16 protein-coding genes are annotated in these 16,841 nt (G+C 40.2%); all 16 read left to right on the top strand.

Translation table 11 applies throughout. From position 1 onward, the window contains the following. Positions 1-5 precede the first annotated feature (5 nt). The gene (locus tag CSV72_RS00380) at positions 6-473 is read left to right on the top strand and encodes a chemotaxis protein CheW (protein ID WP_099633186.1); all 468 of its coding nucleotides are present in this window, start codon (positions 6-8) and stop codon (positions 471-473) included. Then, positions 463-1,095: a chemotaxis protein CheC gene (locus tag CSV72_RS00385; protein WP_099676653.1), complete on the top strand. Its 633-nt coding sequence runs from the start codon at positions 463-465 to the stop codon at positions 1,093-1,095. Before CSV72_RS00380 ends, CSV72_RS00385 begins: the two co-directional genes overlap by 11 nt. Further along, positions 1,096-1,590, top strand: a complete 495-nt coding sequence (locus CSV72_RS00390; protein ID WP_099676654.1) for a chemotaxis protein CheD — start codon at positions 1,096-1,098, stop codon at positions 1,588-1,590. It abuts the gene before it with no gap. Between the two features lie 115 nt (positions 1,591-1,705). Then, complete coding sequence (locus tag CSV72_RS00395) at positions 1,706-2,482, top strand: FliA/WhiG family RNA polymerase sigma factor (protein ID WP_099633189.1); 777 nt, start codon at positions 1,706-1,708, stop codon at positions 2,480-2,482. Beyond that, positions 2,479-2,775, top strand: coding sequence for an RNA polymerase subunit sigma (locus CSV72_RS16950; protein ID WP_233191035.1), 297 nt, complete (start codon positions 2,479-2,481; stop codon positions 2,773-2,775). Before CSV72_RS00395 ends, CSV72_RS16950 begins: the two co-directional genes overlap by 4 nt. A 4-nt stretch (positions 2,776-2,779) precedes the next feature. After that, a complete protein-coding gene (locus tag CSV72_RS00405) occupies positions 2,780-3,292 on the top strand; it encodes a helix-turn-helix domain-containing protein (protein WP_099676655.1) in 513 nt (170 codons plus the stop codon). Between the two features lie 153 nt (positions 3,293-3,445). Next, entirely contained in the window at positions 3,446-4,183 is a 738-nt protein-coding gene (gene rpsB / locus CSV72_RS00410) for a 30S ribosomal protein S2 (protein ID WP_029053181.1), read from the top strand. A gap of 98 nt (positions 4,184-4,281) precedes the next feature. Then, entirely contained in the window at positions 4,282-5,169 is an 888-nt protein-coding gene (gene tsf, locus CSV72_RS00415; protein WP_099676656.1) for a translation elongation factor Ts, read from the top strand. Positions 5,170-5,248: 79 nt separating this feature from the next. After that, complete coding sequence (gene pyrH / locus CSV72_RS00420) at positions 5,249-5,977, top strand: UMP kinase (RefSeq protein ID WP_099633192.1); 729 nt, start codon at positions 5,249-5,251, stop codon at positions 5,975-5,977. Next, entirely contained in the window at positions 5,974-6,531 is a 558-nt protein-coding gene (frr, locus tag CSV72_RS00425; protein WP_099633193.1) for a ribosome recycling factor, read from the top strand. The genes pyrH and frr overlap by 4 nt, the downstream gene beginning before the upstream one ends. Before the next feature lie 132 nt (positions 6,532-6,663). Next, positions 6,664-7,455, top strand: coding sequence for an undecaprenyl pyrophosphate synthase (locus CSV72_RS00430; protein ID WP_099676657.1), 792 nt, complete (start codon positions 6,664-6,666; stop codon positions 7,453-7,455). Next, entirely contained in the window at positions 7,452-8,246 is a 795-nt protein-coding gene (locus CSV72_RS00435; protein WP_099676658.1) for a phosphatidate cytidylyltransferase, read from the top strand. The genes CSV72_RS00430 and CSV72_RS00435 overlap by 4 nt, the downstream gene beginning before the upstream one ends. Before the next feature lie 19 nt (positions 8,247-8,265). Further along, the gene (gene dxr, locus CSV72_RS00440; RefSeq protein ID WP_099676659.1) at positions 8,266-9,420 is read left to right on the top strand and encodes a 1-deoxy-D-xylulose-5-phosphate reductoisomerase; all 1,155 of its coding nucleotides are present in this window, start codon (positions 8,266-8,268) and stop codon (positions 9,418-9,420) included. 36 nt (positions 9,421-9,456) lie between these two features. Then, positions 9,457-10,716 carry an RIP metalloprotease RseP gene (gene rseP / locus CSV72_RS00445; RefSeq protein WP_099676660.1) on the top strand — a complete coding sequence of 420 codons (1,260 nt, stop codon included), beginning with the start codon at positions 9,457-9,459 and terminating at the stop codon, positions 10,714-10,716. A gap of 17 nt (positions 10,717-10,733) precedes the next feature. Beyond that, the gene (locus tag CSV72_RS00450) at positions 10,734-12,428 is read left to right on the top strand and encodes a proline--tRNA ligase (RefSeq protein WP_099677109.1); all 1,695 of its coding nucleotides are present in this window, start codon (positions 10,734-10,736) and stop codon (positions 12,426-12,428) included. A 64-nt stretch (positions 12,429-12,492) separates the two neighbouring features. Beyond that, positions 12,493-16,800: a PolC-type DNA polymerase III gene (locus CSV72_RS00455; RefSeq protein ID WP_099676661.1), complete on the top strand. Its 4,308-nt coding sequence runs from the start codon at positions 12,493-12,495 to the stop codon at positions 16,798-16,800. Positions 16,801-16,841: the final 41 nt, after the last annotated feature.

Below are 16,841 nucleotides of genomic sequence, written 5' to 3' on the forward strand. Positions count from 1 at the left end.
ATGACATGACAAAAGCAGCAGAAGTAAACGAAATGAAAGTGATCGTCTTTCAATTGATGAATAAGGAATATGCGATTGGACTTGACGTTGTAGAATCCATCGAGAAATCGCTATCGATTACACGAGTTCCTCGTATGCCTTCTTATGTCAAAGGGGTATTAAATTTACGTGGTGTAGTGACACCGGTAGTGGACTTACGTGAACGTTTTGATATGGAGTATAAAGAATTTGATGAAACAAGTTGCATTATTATTGTTTCGCATGCGGGTTCAGAGGTCGGTTTAATTGTAGATGATGCCAATGATGTGATGGATGTTCCAACAAGCGCAATAGGCCCTCAACCGGAAGTAGTGGGTTCTGTAGAGTCAGAATTCATTTCTGGAGTGGCGAAAGTTGGTAAGCGATTGTTGGTCATGTTGAATTTGGAAAAAGTACTGCAACCAATAAAGAAGGGGAATACGGATGGATTCTAAAAATGACATCACCGAAATGCATCTAGATGTCTTAAAGGAAATCGGGAATATTGGCGCAGCGCATGCTGCAACTTCTTTATCTCAGTTGCTAGGTCAGAAAATTGACATGCGTGTACCTAAAGTCGAACTAGTTACATTTGATGAAATGTTTGATTTAGCAGGCGGTACTGAAAAAGTGGTAGCGGGTATCTTTTTGCGTATAGAAGGTGAAGTGACCGGCACCATGTTCTTCGTACTCACTATTGAATCTGCAACACAATTTATTCGTAAATTGACGGGTGATGTAGCATTTAGTATTAACGATGTAGGGGATTTGGGAATGGGTGCTTCTGCGCTACAGGAGTTGGGAAATATATTGTCAGGTTCTTATTTATCTGCACTTTCTGATTTCACTTCCTTAAATATCTACCCAACTGTACCTTCATTAAGTATTGATATGGTGGGTGCCATTGTTAGCTTCGGCCTGATCGAAGTATCTCAGTACAGTGATGAAGTAATCGTTATTGAAACGGAAATATTACAAGAGGGGGAACAAGGAATGTCGAGTTTAGCGGGGCATTTCTTCTTGTTACCCGACCCGCCATCTTACCGCACGATATTCAGTTCGTTGGGTGTCTTATAGATGGTAAGCGTTCAATCAGTAGTGCGCGTAGGGATAGCGGATATGAATATTGCTAAATCACCTCATACGATACGCACATCAGGACTGGGTTCGTGTGTTGGTGTAGTACTATATGATTCTTCGAAAAAAATAGCAGGCATGGTGCATGTTATGTTGCCAGACAGTGAGTTGGGTAAATCGACAAAACTGAATGTGGCAAAATTCGCAGATACAGGCATTCATGCTATGTTGGAACTTTTGAAATCAGAAGGAGTTAGACCTTTCAGCATTAAAGCAAAAATTGCTGGCGGAGCGCAAATGTTTCAGTTCGGTTCAAATGATACGATCCGTATCGGTCCACGCAATGTAGAAGCGGTAAAAAAAGAATTGAAAAGATATTCGATTCCGATTGTTGCAGAAGATACAGGCGGATCAAGCGGACGTACAATTGAATTTGATCCTGATACGAATATCCTATCTGTTCGTACCGTCAATGCTGGAACACAGGAAATTTAACAGTGCAAACGAAGGCGGCTAATGCATTAGTCGCCTTTATCTATTGCGATTTGCTATACTTATACATAAGAGATGATATTGGTGCAAGGAACCTGACAGGAAAGGCGTGAATTCGATGACAAATCAAGATGTAACTGAACGGTATCAGTGGAAGTTATGGATTGAAAATCGTGACCCTGATGCAGGTGATACGCTAGTTCGAATGTATACACCTCTTGTGAATTATCACGTTCAACGAATCAGTGCTGGACTGCCGAAAAACGTATCCCGTGATGAAATCAAATCTCTCGGCTATCAAGGGCTTTTCGACGCGTTAACAAAATTTGATCCATCACGTGACTTGAAATTTGATACGTATGCCTCATTCCGAATTCGGGGTACGATTATAGACGGTTTACGAAAAGAAGATTGGTTATCACGCTCTTCGAGAGAAAAAACCAAGAAAATGGATGAGGAAATTAGTAAACTTGAACAGTCATACTTGCGAACGGTTACGCCTGAGGAAGTAGCTGATCATTTAGGCATTACAACGGATCAAGTGTATCAAACCGTGCATGAACAGTATTTTGCTAATGTATTGTCCATCGATGAAAAAATGAATGATGAAGATGATCACGATCAAACCTTCGTATTGCAGGATGAACAAACGAAAACACCTGAACAACAAGCGGTCAAAGGCGAATTAATAGAAGACTTAATAACAAAAATAAAAGAACTAAATGAAAATGAACAATTGGTACTAAGTTTATTTTATCAAGAAGATATGACGCTAACAGAAATCGGAGAAATTTTAAGCTTATCTACATCAAGGATCTCACAAATACATTCAAAAGCATTATTTAAGTTACGGTCGCTGCTGGCGGCTGAAATTACAGATGGAGGGATTTTATGAGTTTGAAAGCGATTGAACTTCAAATTGCAATCCCGAAAACATTTGAGGCAGGTAAAATAGCAGAGCAAAAGCAGCAACAGTCTCAACATGCTCAGGACAGTGCCAATATGCAAACAGAAAAGCAAGCGTTAAAAAGTAAGGAAACCGTTTTGGAATCATCTCCATACGCAAAATTGGATGGAGATGATCAGCAGCCGAGCGATGAGTCCCAACAAAAACATGAAAAAAAAGAGAAAGAACAACAGCTAGCCAAGCACCCATTTAAAGGTTCGTTTGTTGATTATAGCGGATAATATCATGGGAATATTACTAGCTCTTTTGTTCATCTTACAAATCATTGGATTTATGCTACTAACATTGCTGTACTTGAAAATATCGAAATTCAATAATCTGGAGAAAAAGCAACAACGACTGATGAAAGAAATGGATCAATCCGTATTAGCTTATCTCGAAGAAATTAAAGAGGAAAACGACCGTTTAATTCATCAACTGAATCAACGATCAGATGCTCAAGTGAAACAAACTACAAACTCTGTGCCGCAAGAGGAATCAATACCAGAAGCTTCTGAAATGCCTGATCGGAGACCGAGGTTGCATCCGGTTCCTGTTCATTTTGCTTTGCGTTCCTACCAGAAAACGGTGGCGATCGAAAAGAATGAAAAAGAAAAGAACGCAGAATTACCCCCTAAATCGCTTGACGACAAAGAAAAAGCAAAACAGCTCTATGCAGAAGGTAAATCAATAGAAGATATTGCAAGAGAGTTGAATAAAGGTAAGACAGAAATTGAATTGATAATAAAATTCGACTAAAATTATACACAGTAGTTGCAAACAACGTAGAATTGTGTTAATTTAATAGATGGTATTACTACACACGCGTGCGGATGAATGAGTGGGTGCCATTATGGTCACTTATTCGCTGGAAGTACGTGGAGGATAAAAAACCAATAGGAGGAATTAAACATGTCAGTAATCTCAATGAAACAATTGCTAGAAGCTGGTGTACATTTCGGACACCAAACACGTCGTTGGAACCCAAAAATGAAGAAATATATCTTCGTGGAGCGTAACGGCATCTACATCATCGACCTTCAAAAAACGGTCAAAAAATTAGAGGAAGCTTACAACTTCATGCGCCAAGTCGGTGCTGATGGTGGTAAAGTTCTTTTCGTAGGTACGAAGAAACAAGCACAAGAAGCAATCAAAGAAGAAGCAGAACGTGCTGGAATGTACTACATCAACCAACGTTGGTTGGGTGGAACATTGACTAACTTCGGTACTATTCAAAAGCGTGTAGCACGTATGAAAGCTATTGAGAAAATGGAAGAGGATGGCACATTTGATGTACTTCCTAAAAAAGAAGTTTCTCAATTAAATAAAGAACACGAACGTCTTGTGAAATTCCTAGGCGGTATCCGTGACATGAAAGGCTTGCCAGATGTAATCTTTATCGTGGATCCACGTAAAGAGCGTATCGCGGTAGCTGAAGCAATCAAATTGAATATTCCACTCGTTGGAATCGTTGATACTAACTGTGATCCGGACGAAATCGACTATGTCATTCCTGCGAACGACGATGCAATCCGCGCAGTACGTTTACTAACAAGCAAAATGGCAGATGCTTTGATTGAATCCCGTCAAGGTGAAGACGACGAAGTAGCTGAAACAGTAAACGAAACAGCAACTGTTACTGCAGACTGAAATGAGTAAATGATGAGACGATAAGTGGCGTACCCCTTATCGTCTCTTTTTAAAGTAATAAGCAACTTCAAATGATATCTAATAGGAGGAATTTTCAAATGGCAACAATTACAGCCCAAATGGTTAAAGAACTTCGTGAAAAAACAGGCGCAGGTATGATGGACTGCAAAAAAGCATTAACTAAAGTAGACGGAGATATGGCCGCTGCAATGGAATATATGCGTGAAAAAGGCCTTTCAAGTGCAGCGAAGAAAGCAGATCGTATTGCAGCTGAAGGTGTCGCAAACATTTTAGTTCAAGGTAACGAAGCAGTTATTCTTGAAGTGAATGCTGAGACAGACTTTGTAGCGAAAAACGAAGGCTTCCAAACACTTGTTAAGGAAATCTCTGAGTTTTTACTTGCTACGAAACCTGCTTCAGTAGAAGAAGCAAACGCAGCGAAATTAGACAACGGTTTAACTGTGTCTGAACATATTTCAAACGCGGTAGCTAAAATTGGAGAGAAAATTACTCTTCGCCGTTTTGAAATCCGTCAGAAAACAGATCAAGACGCTTTCGGACCATACCTACATATGGGCGGACGTATTGCTGTGTTGACTGTTCTTGAAGGTTCAACTGATTCTGATGCAGCGAAAGATGTAGCAATGCATATCGCAGCAATGAACCCTAAATACATCTCACGCGACGAAGTATCTGCTGAAGAAGTAGAAAAAGAGCGTAACGTATTGACTGAGCAAGCTTTGAACGAAGGTAAGCCAGAAAACATCGTAGCGAAAATGGTAGAAGGACGCCTTGGAAAGTATTTCGAGGAAATCTGTGTCTTGGATCAAGCATTCGTTAAGAATTCTGATCAAAAAGTTGGCGATTTCGTGAAATCAACTGGCGGAACATTAGTAGAGTTCATTCGTTATGAAGTGGGCGAAGGTATTGAAAAGCGTGAAGACAACTTTGCTGACGAAGTAATGAGCCAAGTTAAAGGTAACTAAGTATAATCCAATCGTACAGAGGGGCACATCCATCATGTGTTCCTCTTTTTTGAGAATAGGAAATTGCAGGAGGGCCAACATGAGTATTCCAAAGTATAAGCGCATCGTGTTAAAATTAAGTGGGGAAGCATTAGCTGGTGATCAAGGCTACGGATTATCTCCGGAAGTTGTTAAATCAGTTGCGAACCAAGTGAAAGAAGTAGTAGAGCTTGGTGTAGAAGTAGCTGTAGTAGTTGGTGGCGGAAACATTTGGCGTGGGAAAGTCGGAAGTGAAATGGGAATGGACCGGACAACAGCTGACTACATGGGGATGCTTGCAACGGTTATGAACTCTCTTGCTCTTCAGGACGCTCTTGAAAAGCTAGGACCAGAAACTCGAGTCATGTCTTCCATTGATATGAGACAAGTAGCTGAACCTTACATACGCCGTAAAGCAATCCGTCATTTAGAAAAAAAGCGTGTGGTAATATTTGCGGCAGGAACTGGTAACCCTTATTTCTCCACAGATACTACCGCTGCTTTACGTGCTGCTGAAATCGAAGCAGATGTCATTTTAATGGCGAAGAACAACGTAGACGGTGTGTATTCTGCTGATCCGATGAAAGATTCAACAGCTACCAAATACTTAGAACTGTCCTATCTTGAAGTGATCAGTCAAGGGCTTGAAGTTATGGATTCTACTGCTTCAACTCTATGTATGGACAATGATATCCCACTCGTAGTATTCTCAATTATGGAAAATGGTAATATCAAAAAAGCCGTACTTGGTGAAAAAATCGGGACGGTCGTCAGGAGGAATAAAAAATGACAAAAGAAGTAATGGATCAGACGAAAGAACGTATGGATAAAGCACATAGCGCCTATTCACGACAATTGGCATCTATCCGTGCTGGAAGAGCTAATGCGAGCCTGTTAGACAGAATTTCTGTTATTTATTATGGAGCGCCTACACCATTAAATCAAATGGCTGGAATTTCCGTGCCAGAACCACGTTTATTAGTAGTTCAACCTTATGACAAGACTACAATCAGCGAAATCGAAAAAGCTATCATGAAATCAGACATCGGTATTACACCGTCTAACGATGGGTCAGTTATTCGTCTTGCTGTACCTGCACTTACAGAAGAACGTCGTAAAGATTTGGTGAAAGATGTAAAGCGTGAAGCAGAAGATGCAAAAGTAGCGATTCGTAATGTTCGTCGCGATAGCAACGAAGATTTGAAAAAGCTTGAAAAAGATGCAGAAATTACTGAAGATGAATTACGCCGTTACAATGAACAAGTACAAAAGATGACAGATGAATTTATCGAAAAGATTGACCAAACTGCAAAAGATAAAGAAAATGAAATCTTGGAAATCTGAGTACAGAACTTTCTATAAGGAGGAGCGTCCTACTTTTAGGACGCTCTTTTCTTTCTTTTGCATGCTATTTACCATGCAATTTGGTAGGATAGTCAGTAGGAGTATCCGAATTGAGCCAAGTGGGGGAACGCTATGCTTAGAAAACTAATGCGAAAAAAGACGGTAGACATTCAATTCCTGGACGAACGGATTGAAGCCGTTAAAAATAGACAAATTCCTAACCATGTGGCAATTATCATGGATGGAAATGGAAGATGGGCGAAGCAACGTAAAATGCCACGTATTGCTGGCCACCATGAGGGAATGAAAACTGTTCGCCAAATTACTAATTTCGCGAACGCTTTGGGTGTGAAGGCACTCACTCTCTATGCATTTTCCACTGAAAATTGGAAGAGACCGAGGATGGAAATTGACTTTTTGATGAATCTTCCGGGCGAGTTCCTCAATACGTATTTACCTGAGTTGATGGAAAAAGGTATTAAAGTCGAAATGATCGGAGATATGGATGCGCTTCCGAGCCATACAGAGAAAGCAATTAGGAAAGCAATGGAACAAACGAAAGATAACCAAGGTTTGGTTTTGAATTTTGCGATGAATTATGGGAGTAGAGTGGAACTAGTTCATGCGATGAAAGAATTGGCGGAGGAAGTGGCTGGCGGAACGTTAAAAGCAGATGAAATTGATGAAGGTTTAATCGGATCCAAACTAATGACCGCGCACTTGCCGGAGCCTGACCTACTGATTCGCACAAGCGGTGAAGTACGTTTATCTAATTTTATGTTATGGCAACTTGCCTATGCAGAATTCATTTTTACCGAAGTATTATGGCCGGATTATGATGAAGACTGCTTTTTACAAGCAATAGAAGATTTCCAAAAGAGGGATCGACGCTTTGGAAGCTTGGAAGGAGATCAGAAAAGATGAAGCAAAGAATCATCACGGCTATTGTAGCTCTCGCATTTTTTGTGCCATTGATTATTGTTGGTGGATTACCGTTTATTTTGATGGTTTTTGCGATATCTACGATTGGCCTATACGAACTATTACGCATGCGTAATATGTCCCTTTTTTCTATCGGCGGATTTATCTCTTGGTTACTTCTACTCGTCATTTTACTTCCATCTAGGTGGACAGAACAAGTAGAAAGTGTCCTGAAATTAGAGAAACTTGAAATGATCTATGTATTGATATTATTGTTATTGGTTTATACTGTAGTAATGAAAAATAAGTGGACATTCGAAGATATTGCATTCAGTGCAATTAGTGCGCTGTATGTCGGTATCGGATTCTATTATTTAATTGAAACTCGTTTATTTGGTTTAGAGTACATAGGCTATGCGTTACTTATTATCTGGTCTACAGATTCTGGTGCGTATTTTGTTGGACGTAAAATTGGTAAACGAAAACTCTGGCCGGATATTTCACCTAATAAAACGATTGAAGGATTTGTTGGGGGTATAATTTCTGCGATCGTGATTACGTTGATTTATAATATGTTCTACCCTATCGCTACGTCATTCGTATCGTTTATTATCATTACAACAGTGGCATCAATTGTAGGTCAAATGGGAGACTTAGTTGAATCTGCACTAAAACGATTCTATAACGTAAAAGATTCGGGGAAGCTGTTGCCTGGACATGGTGGTATTATGGACCGATTTGACAGCTTGCTATTTGTACTCCCATTGCTTCATTTTGTTCAATTCATAGGATAATGGAAAGGAAGTTCATAATATGAAGAAAATCAATTTGCTTGGTGCTACGGGTTCTATCGGTACTCAAACATTAAGCATTATTGCAGCTCATCCTGATCGCTTTGAATTAACTGCGATGTCGGCAGGAAGAAACATTCAGAAAGTAAGTGAAATCATTGCAAAGTTTCATCCTAAATTAGTTTCTGTTTTGGAAGAAGCAGACGCAATGCGCTTACAAAATGAGTTTCCTGAAGTTCAATTCGTTCATGGTGATGAAGGGCTTATTGAAGCTGCGGTAGGAATGGAAGCGGATGTCTTGTTGAACTCAGTAATCGGTAGTGTAGGACTGAGACCGACACTTGCGGCGATTAAAGCGGGCATGACGATAGCTATTGCGAATAAAGAAACACTGGTAGCAGCAGGTAATCTTGTCGTAGAAGCAGCAAAACGACATAACGTCCCACTTGTTCCAGTAGACAGTGAGCACTCTGCATTATTCCAGTCATTAAATGGTGAAAATCCGAAACGCATCACAAACTTGATATTAACAGCATCTGGTGGGAGTTTTAGGGACTATACGCGGGATCAACTTCAGAACGTTACAGTGGAACAAGCACTCGCGCATCCAAACTGGTCGATGGGTAATAAATTAACTATCGATTCAGCAACGATGATGAACAAAGGATTAGAAGTGATAGAAGCACATCATTTATTTGCGATGCCATATGATAAAATAGAATGTCTACTACATAAAGAAAGTATAATTCACTCGATGGTGGAGTTTGAAGATACAAGTGTCATGGCGCAACTAGGTTCACCTGACATGCGTGTTCCTATTCAATATGCACTGACTTATCCGGATCGTATTCCGATGGCCGATGCTAAGCGTCTTCGTCTCGATGAAATTGGTAAATTGCATTTTGAAAAAATGGATTATAAACGATTTAAAGCCTTGTCACTTGCATATGATGCAGGTAGGGAAGGGGGCACTATGCCTACAGCGATGAATGCGGCCAATGAAGTGGCGGTTCAACTGTTCATGGAAGGTCATATTTCTTTCATGCAAATCGAAGAAATTATTGAAGAAATGATGCAGCAGCATCAAACTATTCAAAATCCTAATTTGGAAGAAATTTTGGAGACAGATCGCGATACGCGAAAAAGAGTCTATGGTATAGTTAAGTATCAAGATTAATTTCAGGCTGTCACAGCCGGTGAAGGTGGTTACTGAATGGAAACGGTTATTGCGTTTATAGTAATATTCGGGACACTTGTAGCATTTCATGAGTTTGGTCATTTCTTATTTGCTAAGAAGGCTGGCATCATGGTTCGAGAGTTCGCTATCGGAATGGGACCTAAAATTTTAGCAATCCGCAAAGGTGAAACGCAATACACAATTCGCTTGTTGCCTTTAGGGGGATATGTGCGGATGGCTGGTGAAGATTTCGATACTGTCGAATTACAGCCGGGTTACCGCGTAGGTTTATTATTGAATGCACAAGACGAAATAGAAAAGATTTACTTAAATCGAAATGTTTCCAATCCGAATATTTTAAACGTGGAAGTTGAAAAGTCGGATCTGGATAAAGAATTATATATTGAAGGATATGACGAAGATGGGCAATTTGTTCATCTGAAGATTTCCAGAACGGCTATGATTATCGAAAAAGGGCAAGAAACATTAATTGCTCCATATGATCGTCAGTTTGAATCTAAATCATTGGGTAGCAGGGCATTGGCAATATTTGCAGGGCCGCTTTTCAATTTCATCTTAGCATTTTTCATATTCTTGGCTCTAGGTTTAATGAATGGTGTACCAACCAATGAACCGATTATTTCGGAAGTGAAGCCGGATACTCCGGCAGAGATGGCTGGAATGAAAAAAGATGACTTAATCACAGGAGTAGACGGTAAGTCGATTGATTCCTGGCTGAAGTTTTCTGAAGCGATCCAAAAAAGTGCTGGAGTCCCGATGTCTATAGAAGTCGATCGAGCGGGCAAACAAGTTGTTTTAGACGTAGTACCTGATACAGTGGAAGATGCTGGACAGGAATTCGGTCAAATTGGTGTTATGTATTCAAGCCCATTGGAAAAAGGGTTTATCAAATCCATTGTTTTTGGTGCTGAACAGACATACACGTGGACTGTGAAGATCTTTGAATTATTAGGTATGCTAGTTACAGGTCAGTTTACAATAGATGCATTGTCCGGTCCTGTAGGCATCTATAAAGCGACTGAAGAAGTTGCTCAACACGGTATTTTCAATTTAATGAATTGGGGCGCTGTGCTAAGTATTAATCTAGGAATCATGAACTTACTGCCATTACCCGCGTTAGATGGTGGAAGACTATTGTTCTTCCTATTTGAAGGTTTAAGGGGCAAACCGATTGATAAACAAAAAGAAGGTATGGTGCATTTTGTAGGTATCATGTTATTAATGGTTTTGATGCTTGTTGTGACATGGAATGACATCCAACGATTTTTCTTCTAAAAAGGTGGAAGTATATGATGAAACAATCGAAAACGTTTATACCCACAATGCGTGAAAATCCATCTGAAACAGAGATGCGTTCGCATCAGTTATTGCTGCGGGCAGGCTATATCCGACAGAATGCCAATGGCGTTTACACATATTTAACTCTGGCACAAAAAGTCTTTAGAAAAATTGCAACGATTATCCGTCAAGAAATGGAAGCCATTGAAGGTATTGAAATTTCTTTGCCGGCGTTGCAGAGTTCGAGTATTCTAAAAGAAACTGAACGGTGGGATTCATACGGTAAGGAAATGTTTCACGTCGCTGACAGACAAACCAATCAATTGGCATTAAGCTCAAGTGATGAGGAAGCAGTCATCGACTTACTACGTGATGAAGTTCGATCGTATAAAAAGTTACCATTAACGATTTTTCAAATTAAAACAAAGTTCCGTGACGAAATAAAGCCGCGTGCGGGTCTACTTCATAGCAGAGAATTTATTAGAAAAGACGCCTATTCATTCCATTCGACGCAAGAGAGCTTGGATGAAAAGTACTTGGAAGTTATGCAAGCATACACTAATATGCTAACCCGCCTTGGTATGCATTTTCGCATGGTTATATCAGATGGTGGAACAGGTTCCCATGAGTTCATCGCGTTAACCGAAAACGGAGAAGATCGTATTGCTTATAGCGATAGTTCTACCTACGCCGCGAATATGGAGTTTGCTGTAGTTCATGTAGATTACGAAATGCCGGATGAAAAACAGTTGGAGATGATAAAAGTCTCCACTCCGAATCAACGAACCATTGAAGATCTCGCTACATTTTTATCAGTTAGTCCTGAGCGTGTAATCAAATCATTGGTGTATAAAGTGGACAATGATTTTGTCATGGTGGTTTGTCGAGGCGATCATACTGTCAATGAATATAAATTGAAACGGTTTTTACATGTAAAGCATATGGAATTGGCAACAGAACAACAGATAGAAGAATTACTAGGCTGTCATATCGGTTCGATTGGTCCTGTGAAACTACCGATTGGCGTAAGGGTATATGCAGATCATGCAGTTAAAGCAATGGTGAATGTAGTAGCGGGAGCAAATATTGACGACTATCACTTATTGAACGTCAACCCGGAGCGCGATTTTGCTATTGATGATTATGTGGATATCCGTTTCGTTCAAGAAGGGGATGCTTCTCCTGATGGAATGGGTACGATTAAATTCACTGAAGGAATAGGTGTAGGACATCTCCGTAAACTAGGCACTGTCTTTAGTGAGCAAATGAAAGGAACATTCCTTAATGAACATGGCAGAACAAAGCCTTTCATTATGGGAAGTTATAGTCTCGGAATTTCTCGTTTACTAGCTACAATTGCCGAGCAGTTCAATGATGAAAAAGGCTTGAAATGGCCGAAGCATTTAGCACCATTTGACATTCATTTAATTACAATGAATGTTAAAGATGAAATTCAAACGCAGCTGGCGGATGAGTTATATGCAGTTCTAGAGTCTTATCGATACGATGTATTATATGACGATCGTGCAGAACGAGCAGGTGTGAAATTTGCTGATGCGGACTTGATTGGTTTGCCAGTCCGCATTATAATTGGTAAGAGAGCAGACGAAGGTATTGTGGAAGTCATGTACCGCCACAGTGGAGAATCAATAGATTGGCAAAAAGAAGAAGTGTTGGAAAAACTACAATCCTTCTTTAGTGCAGATTAATCCAAGAAGGGGAGTCCGTTAACGGAACTTCCCTTCTTTTCGCGATAGAACGGAGGAATATATAATGGATGCCGCTCAAAAGTTTTTAACTTTGCTGCAACAGACGGGACTGACAGATGATCAGTTTATGACCTATTTTCAAAACGGTGAATTAAATCGTGTAACTGTACAGAAGAAAACAAGAGTGTGGAAATTCAATATAACACTGGATGAAGTGCTACCTATAGAGGTATTTCAGATTATGCAACAACGTGTTCATGAATCGTTTGCTGCTATAGCGAATGTACATCTTGAAATGGAAGCAAGAAAAAATGAAGTGAATGAACAATTAATTATAGATTATTGGCCGCTTATTATAGATGAGTTAGCGGATATTTCTCCTCCTATACGCCAATGTTTAGTGGAACAAAAGCCCAAGATACACGGCGAGAAATTAATGCTTAATTGCTCGAGTGATTTGGAGTGTCAGACATTAAAGAATAAATATGTGGAACTATTATCGACGCTTTATCAACAATTCGGTTTTCCAAAGTATATGTTCGATGTTTCGATTGTTGAAAATCATAATGCTGAAGAAGAGCGTCAGCAATTCCTCACGCAAAAGCAGCAGGAAGAAGATGTGTTGTCCAAGCAAGCCTATCATCAGTTACAACAACGTGAATCGATGAAAAGTGAACAAGGAGATTCTGATAAAGTACTTGCTCTTGGTACACCGATCAAAGCTAACGAGCCAATCGTTCCAATCCATGAAATACAGGATGAAGAAAGACGTTTGATTATAGAAGGCTTTGTATTTGATGCAGAAGTACGTGAATTAAGAAGTGGTCGTTCTTTATTGACACTAAAAGTAACAGATTATACCGATTCTATCTTAGTCAAAATGTTTTCGCGTGATAACGAAGACGCAGAAATTATGAAATCTTTCAAAAAGGGTATGTGGGTACGAGCTCGTGGCGGTATCCAGAACGATACATTCGTCAGGGACTTAATCATGATGGCACAAGATATTGCTGTTATTCCGACTATTGAACGGAAAGACAAAGCGCCTGATGGACAGAAACGTGTGGAGTTACATGCGCATACTTCCATGAGTCAAATGGATGCAGTTGTTTCCGCTTCAGCATTAGTTGCCCAAGCAGCTAAGTGGGGACACCCAGCGATTGCGATAACTGATCATGCGAACGTTCAGTCTTTCCCTGATGCTTATAATGCCGGTAAAAAACATGGTATTAAAGTGTTGTTTGGTTTAGAAATTAATCTGGTGGATGACGGTGTTCCGATTGTCTATGAAGAGCAACACCGCTTGCTTGAAACAGATACGTATGTTGTATTCGACGTGGAGACGACAGGATTGTCAGCTGTATACGATACGATTATCGAGCTTGCAGCTGTACGAGTGAAAGATGGAGAAATCATTGATCGATTTGAACGCTTTGCCAACCCGCATCATCCGTTGTCATCCGTTACGACGAATTTGACAGGTATTACAGATGACATGGTAGAAAATGCACCAGAAGTGGAAGACGTCATGGCGGAGTTTATAGAGTTTATCGGGGATGCAGTATTGATTGCACATAATGCTTCGTTTGATATGGGCTTCTTCTATGCATCATGTAAGCGTGCAAAAATAGAAACAGTAGCTTATCCAGTCATCGATACATTGGAGCTTTCCCGTTTCCTTTATCCAGAACTACGAAATCACCGATTAAACACATTGGCTAAAAAATTCGATATCGAATTAACTCAGCATCACCGTGCCATTTATGATACAGAAGCTACAGCGTATCTATTTTTACGCCTGCTGTCAGAGGCGCTAGAAAAAGGTATCGAGTGGCTTGATGATCTCAATAAGAATATTGGAGAAGGAGATGCTTACAAGCGTTCACGACCTTCACATTGTACTTTGCTGGCAACAGATAATGAAGGGCTGAAAAATCTATTTAAACTCGTATCAATTTCACATATGGACTTTTTCTATCGCGTGCCCCGTATACCTCGATCGTTACTTGTGAAGTATCGAAAGGGAATAATTGTAGGTTCAGGCTGTGATAAAGGGGAAGTATTTGAAGGATTAATGCAAAAGCCGATGGAAGAGGTAGAGGAAATCGCAAGTTTTTATGATTACCTTGAACTTCACCCTAAGCCAGTCTACTCACATTTACTAGAACTTGATTTAATTCGAGATGAGTGGAACCTTGAAGATATTATGCGCAAAATGATCAAACTTGGTAAAAAAACAGGCTTACCGGTTTGTGCAACGGGGAATGTGCATTATCTAAATGAAACCGACGCCACTTACCGAAAAGTTCTTGTTCGTTCTCAAGGTGGGGCAAACCCGTTAAATCGGCACACGTTACCTGAAGTTCATTTCCGGACAACAGATGAAATGTTGAAAGAATTTGAGTTTTTAGGCGAAGACATAGCGAAAGAAATCGTAATAGACAATCCGTTGAAAATTGTAGAGCGTGTAGGTGATGTGAAACCTATCAAAGATGATCTATACACACCGACAATTGAAGGTGCTGAAGACGAAGTACGCGATCTAACTTATTCTATGGCGCATCAAATATATGGTGAAACATTGCCGGAGATTGTTGAAGCACGAATCATAAAAGAATTAACATCTATAATTGATAATGGTTTCTCTGTTATTTATCTGATTTCGCATAAACTAGTTAAAAAATCTTTAGACGACGGCTATTTGGTCGGTTCGCGTGGATCTGTTGGTTCGTCATTTGTTGCAACCATGATGGAGATAACAGAAGTAAATCCGCTAGCGCCACATTACGTTTGTCCATCATGTAAAACATATGAGTTTTTTGATGATGGTTCAGTTGGTTCTGGTTATGATTTGCCGGATAAAGAATGCCCGAATTGCCAGACGATGTTTAAAAAAGATGGTCAGGATATCCCGTTTGAAACCTTCTTAGGGTTTGCCGGCGACAAAGTACCGGATATCGACTTAAACTTCAGTGGTGAGTATCAGGCGCATGCACATAACTATACGAAAGAGCTGTTTGGAGAAGATTATGTGTTTCGGGCAGGAACAATAGGGACAGTCGCTGAAAAAACTGCATATGGATATGTTCGAGGATATATGAATGACAATGACATCCAAATGCGTGGTGCGGAAATTGATCGGCTAGTACAAGGCTGTTCAGGCGTGAAACGAAATACAGGACAACACCCTGGCGGTATCATTGTTGTGCCGGATACAATGGACATCTTTGATTTTACACCGATTCAATTCCCAGCGAATGATCTTGAATCTAGTTGGAAAACAACACATTTTGATTTCCACTCCATCGATAATAATTTATTGAAACTAGATATTCTAGGTCATGATGATCCGACGATGATCAAAATGTTGGAAGATTTATCAGGTATCGATGCGATGACCATTCCACCTGACGATAAAGGCGTTATGGAATTGTTTAGTGGAACGTCTTCTCTTGGTGTCACAGAAGAGCAAATTGACTGCAAAACGGGGACACTTGGCGTGCCTGAATTTGGAACGCGATTTGTTCGGCAGATGTTGGAAGAAACGAAACCGTCTACGTTCTCTGAATTGATTCAGATATCCGGACTGTCCCACGGTACTGACGTATGGCTAGGCAATGCACAGGAGTTAATCCAAAATAAAACATGTCAACTGTCAGAAGTAATTGGCTGTCGTGATGATATTATGGTTTATTTGATCTATCAGGGGCTAGAGCCTTCACTTGCATTTAAGATTATGGAATCTGTACGAAAAGGGAAAGGACTAACCCCTGAGTTTGAAGAAGCGATGAAAGAGAATAAAGTGCCAGGCTGGTACATTGGATCATGTAAGAAGATCAAGTATATGTTCCCGAAAGCTCACGCCGCGGCATACGTATTAATGGCTCTTCGAATTGCATACTTCAAAGTTCATCACCCAATTATGTATTATGCGACGTACTTCACCGTTCGAGCGACTGATTTCGATTTGGTGACGATGTGTAAAGGGTCAGCAAGTATTCGAGCGAAAGTTAAAGAGATCAATGCCAAAGGATTGGACGCTCCTCCAAAAGAAAAGAACTTAGTAGTTGTTTTGGAGATTGCGCTTGAAATGGTTGAGAGAGGATTTACATTTGCGAAACCCGATCTCTATAAATCGGATGCGACACAGTTTCTTATTGAAGACAATAAACTGATCCCGCCATTTAACTCGATCCCTTCACTAGGAACTAACGTTGCGAAGACGATTGTAGAGGCGAGAAAAGACGGTGAGTTTTTATCGAAAGAAGACTTCCAGAAAAGAGGCCGGGTTTCTAAAACGGTAGTTGAGTATCTGGATAACCTCGGTTGCATGGAAGGAATGCCTGAAGCAAACCAACTATCCCTATTCTAATGGGCTTGTGGCGGTTGCTTCAGTTGCATTGTAAAAGGCCT

Origin of the sequence: Sporosarcina sp. P20a, from assembly GCF_002743175.1 — a bacterium.
GTDB lineage: Bacteria > Bacillota > Bacilli > Bacillales_A > Planococcaceae > Sporosarcina.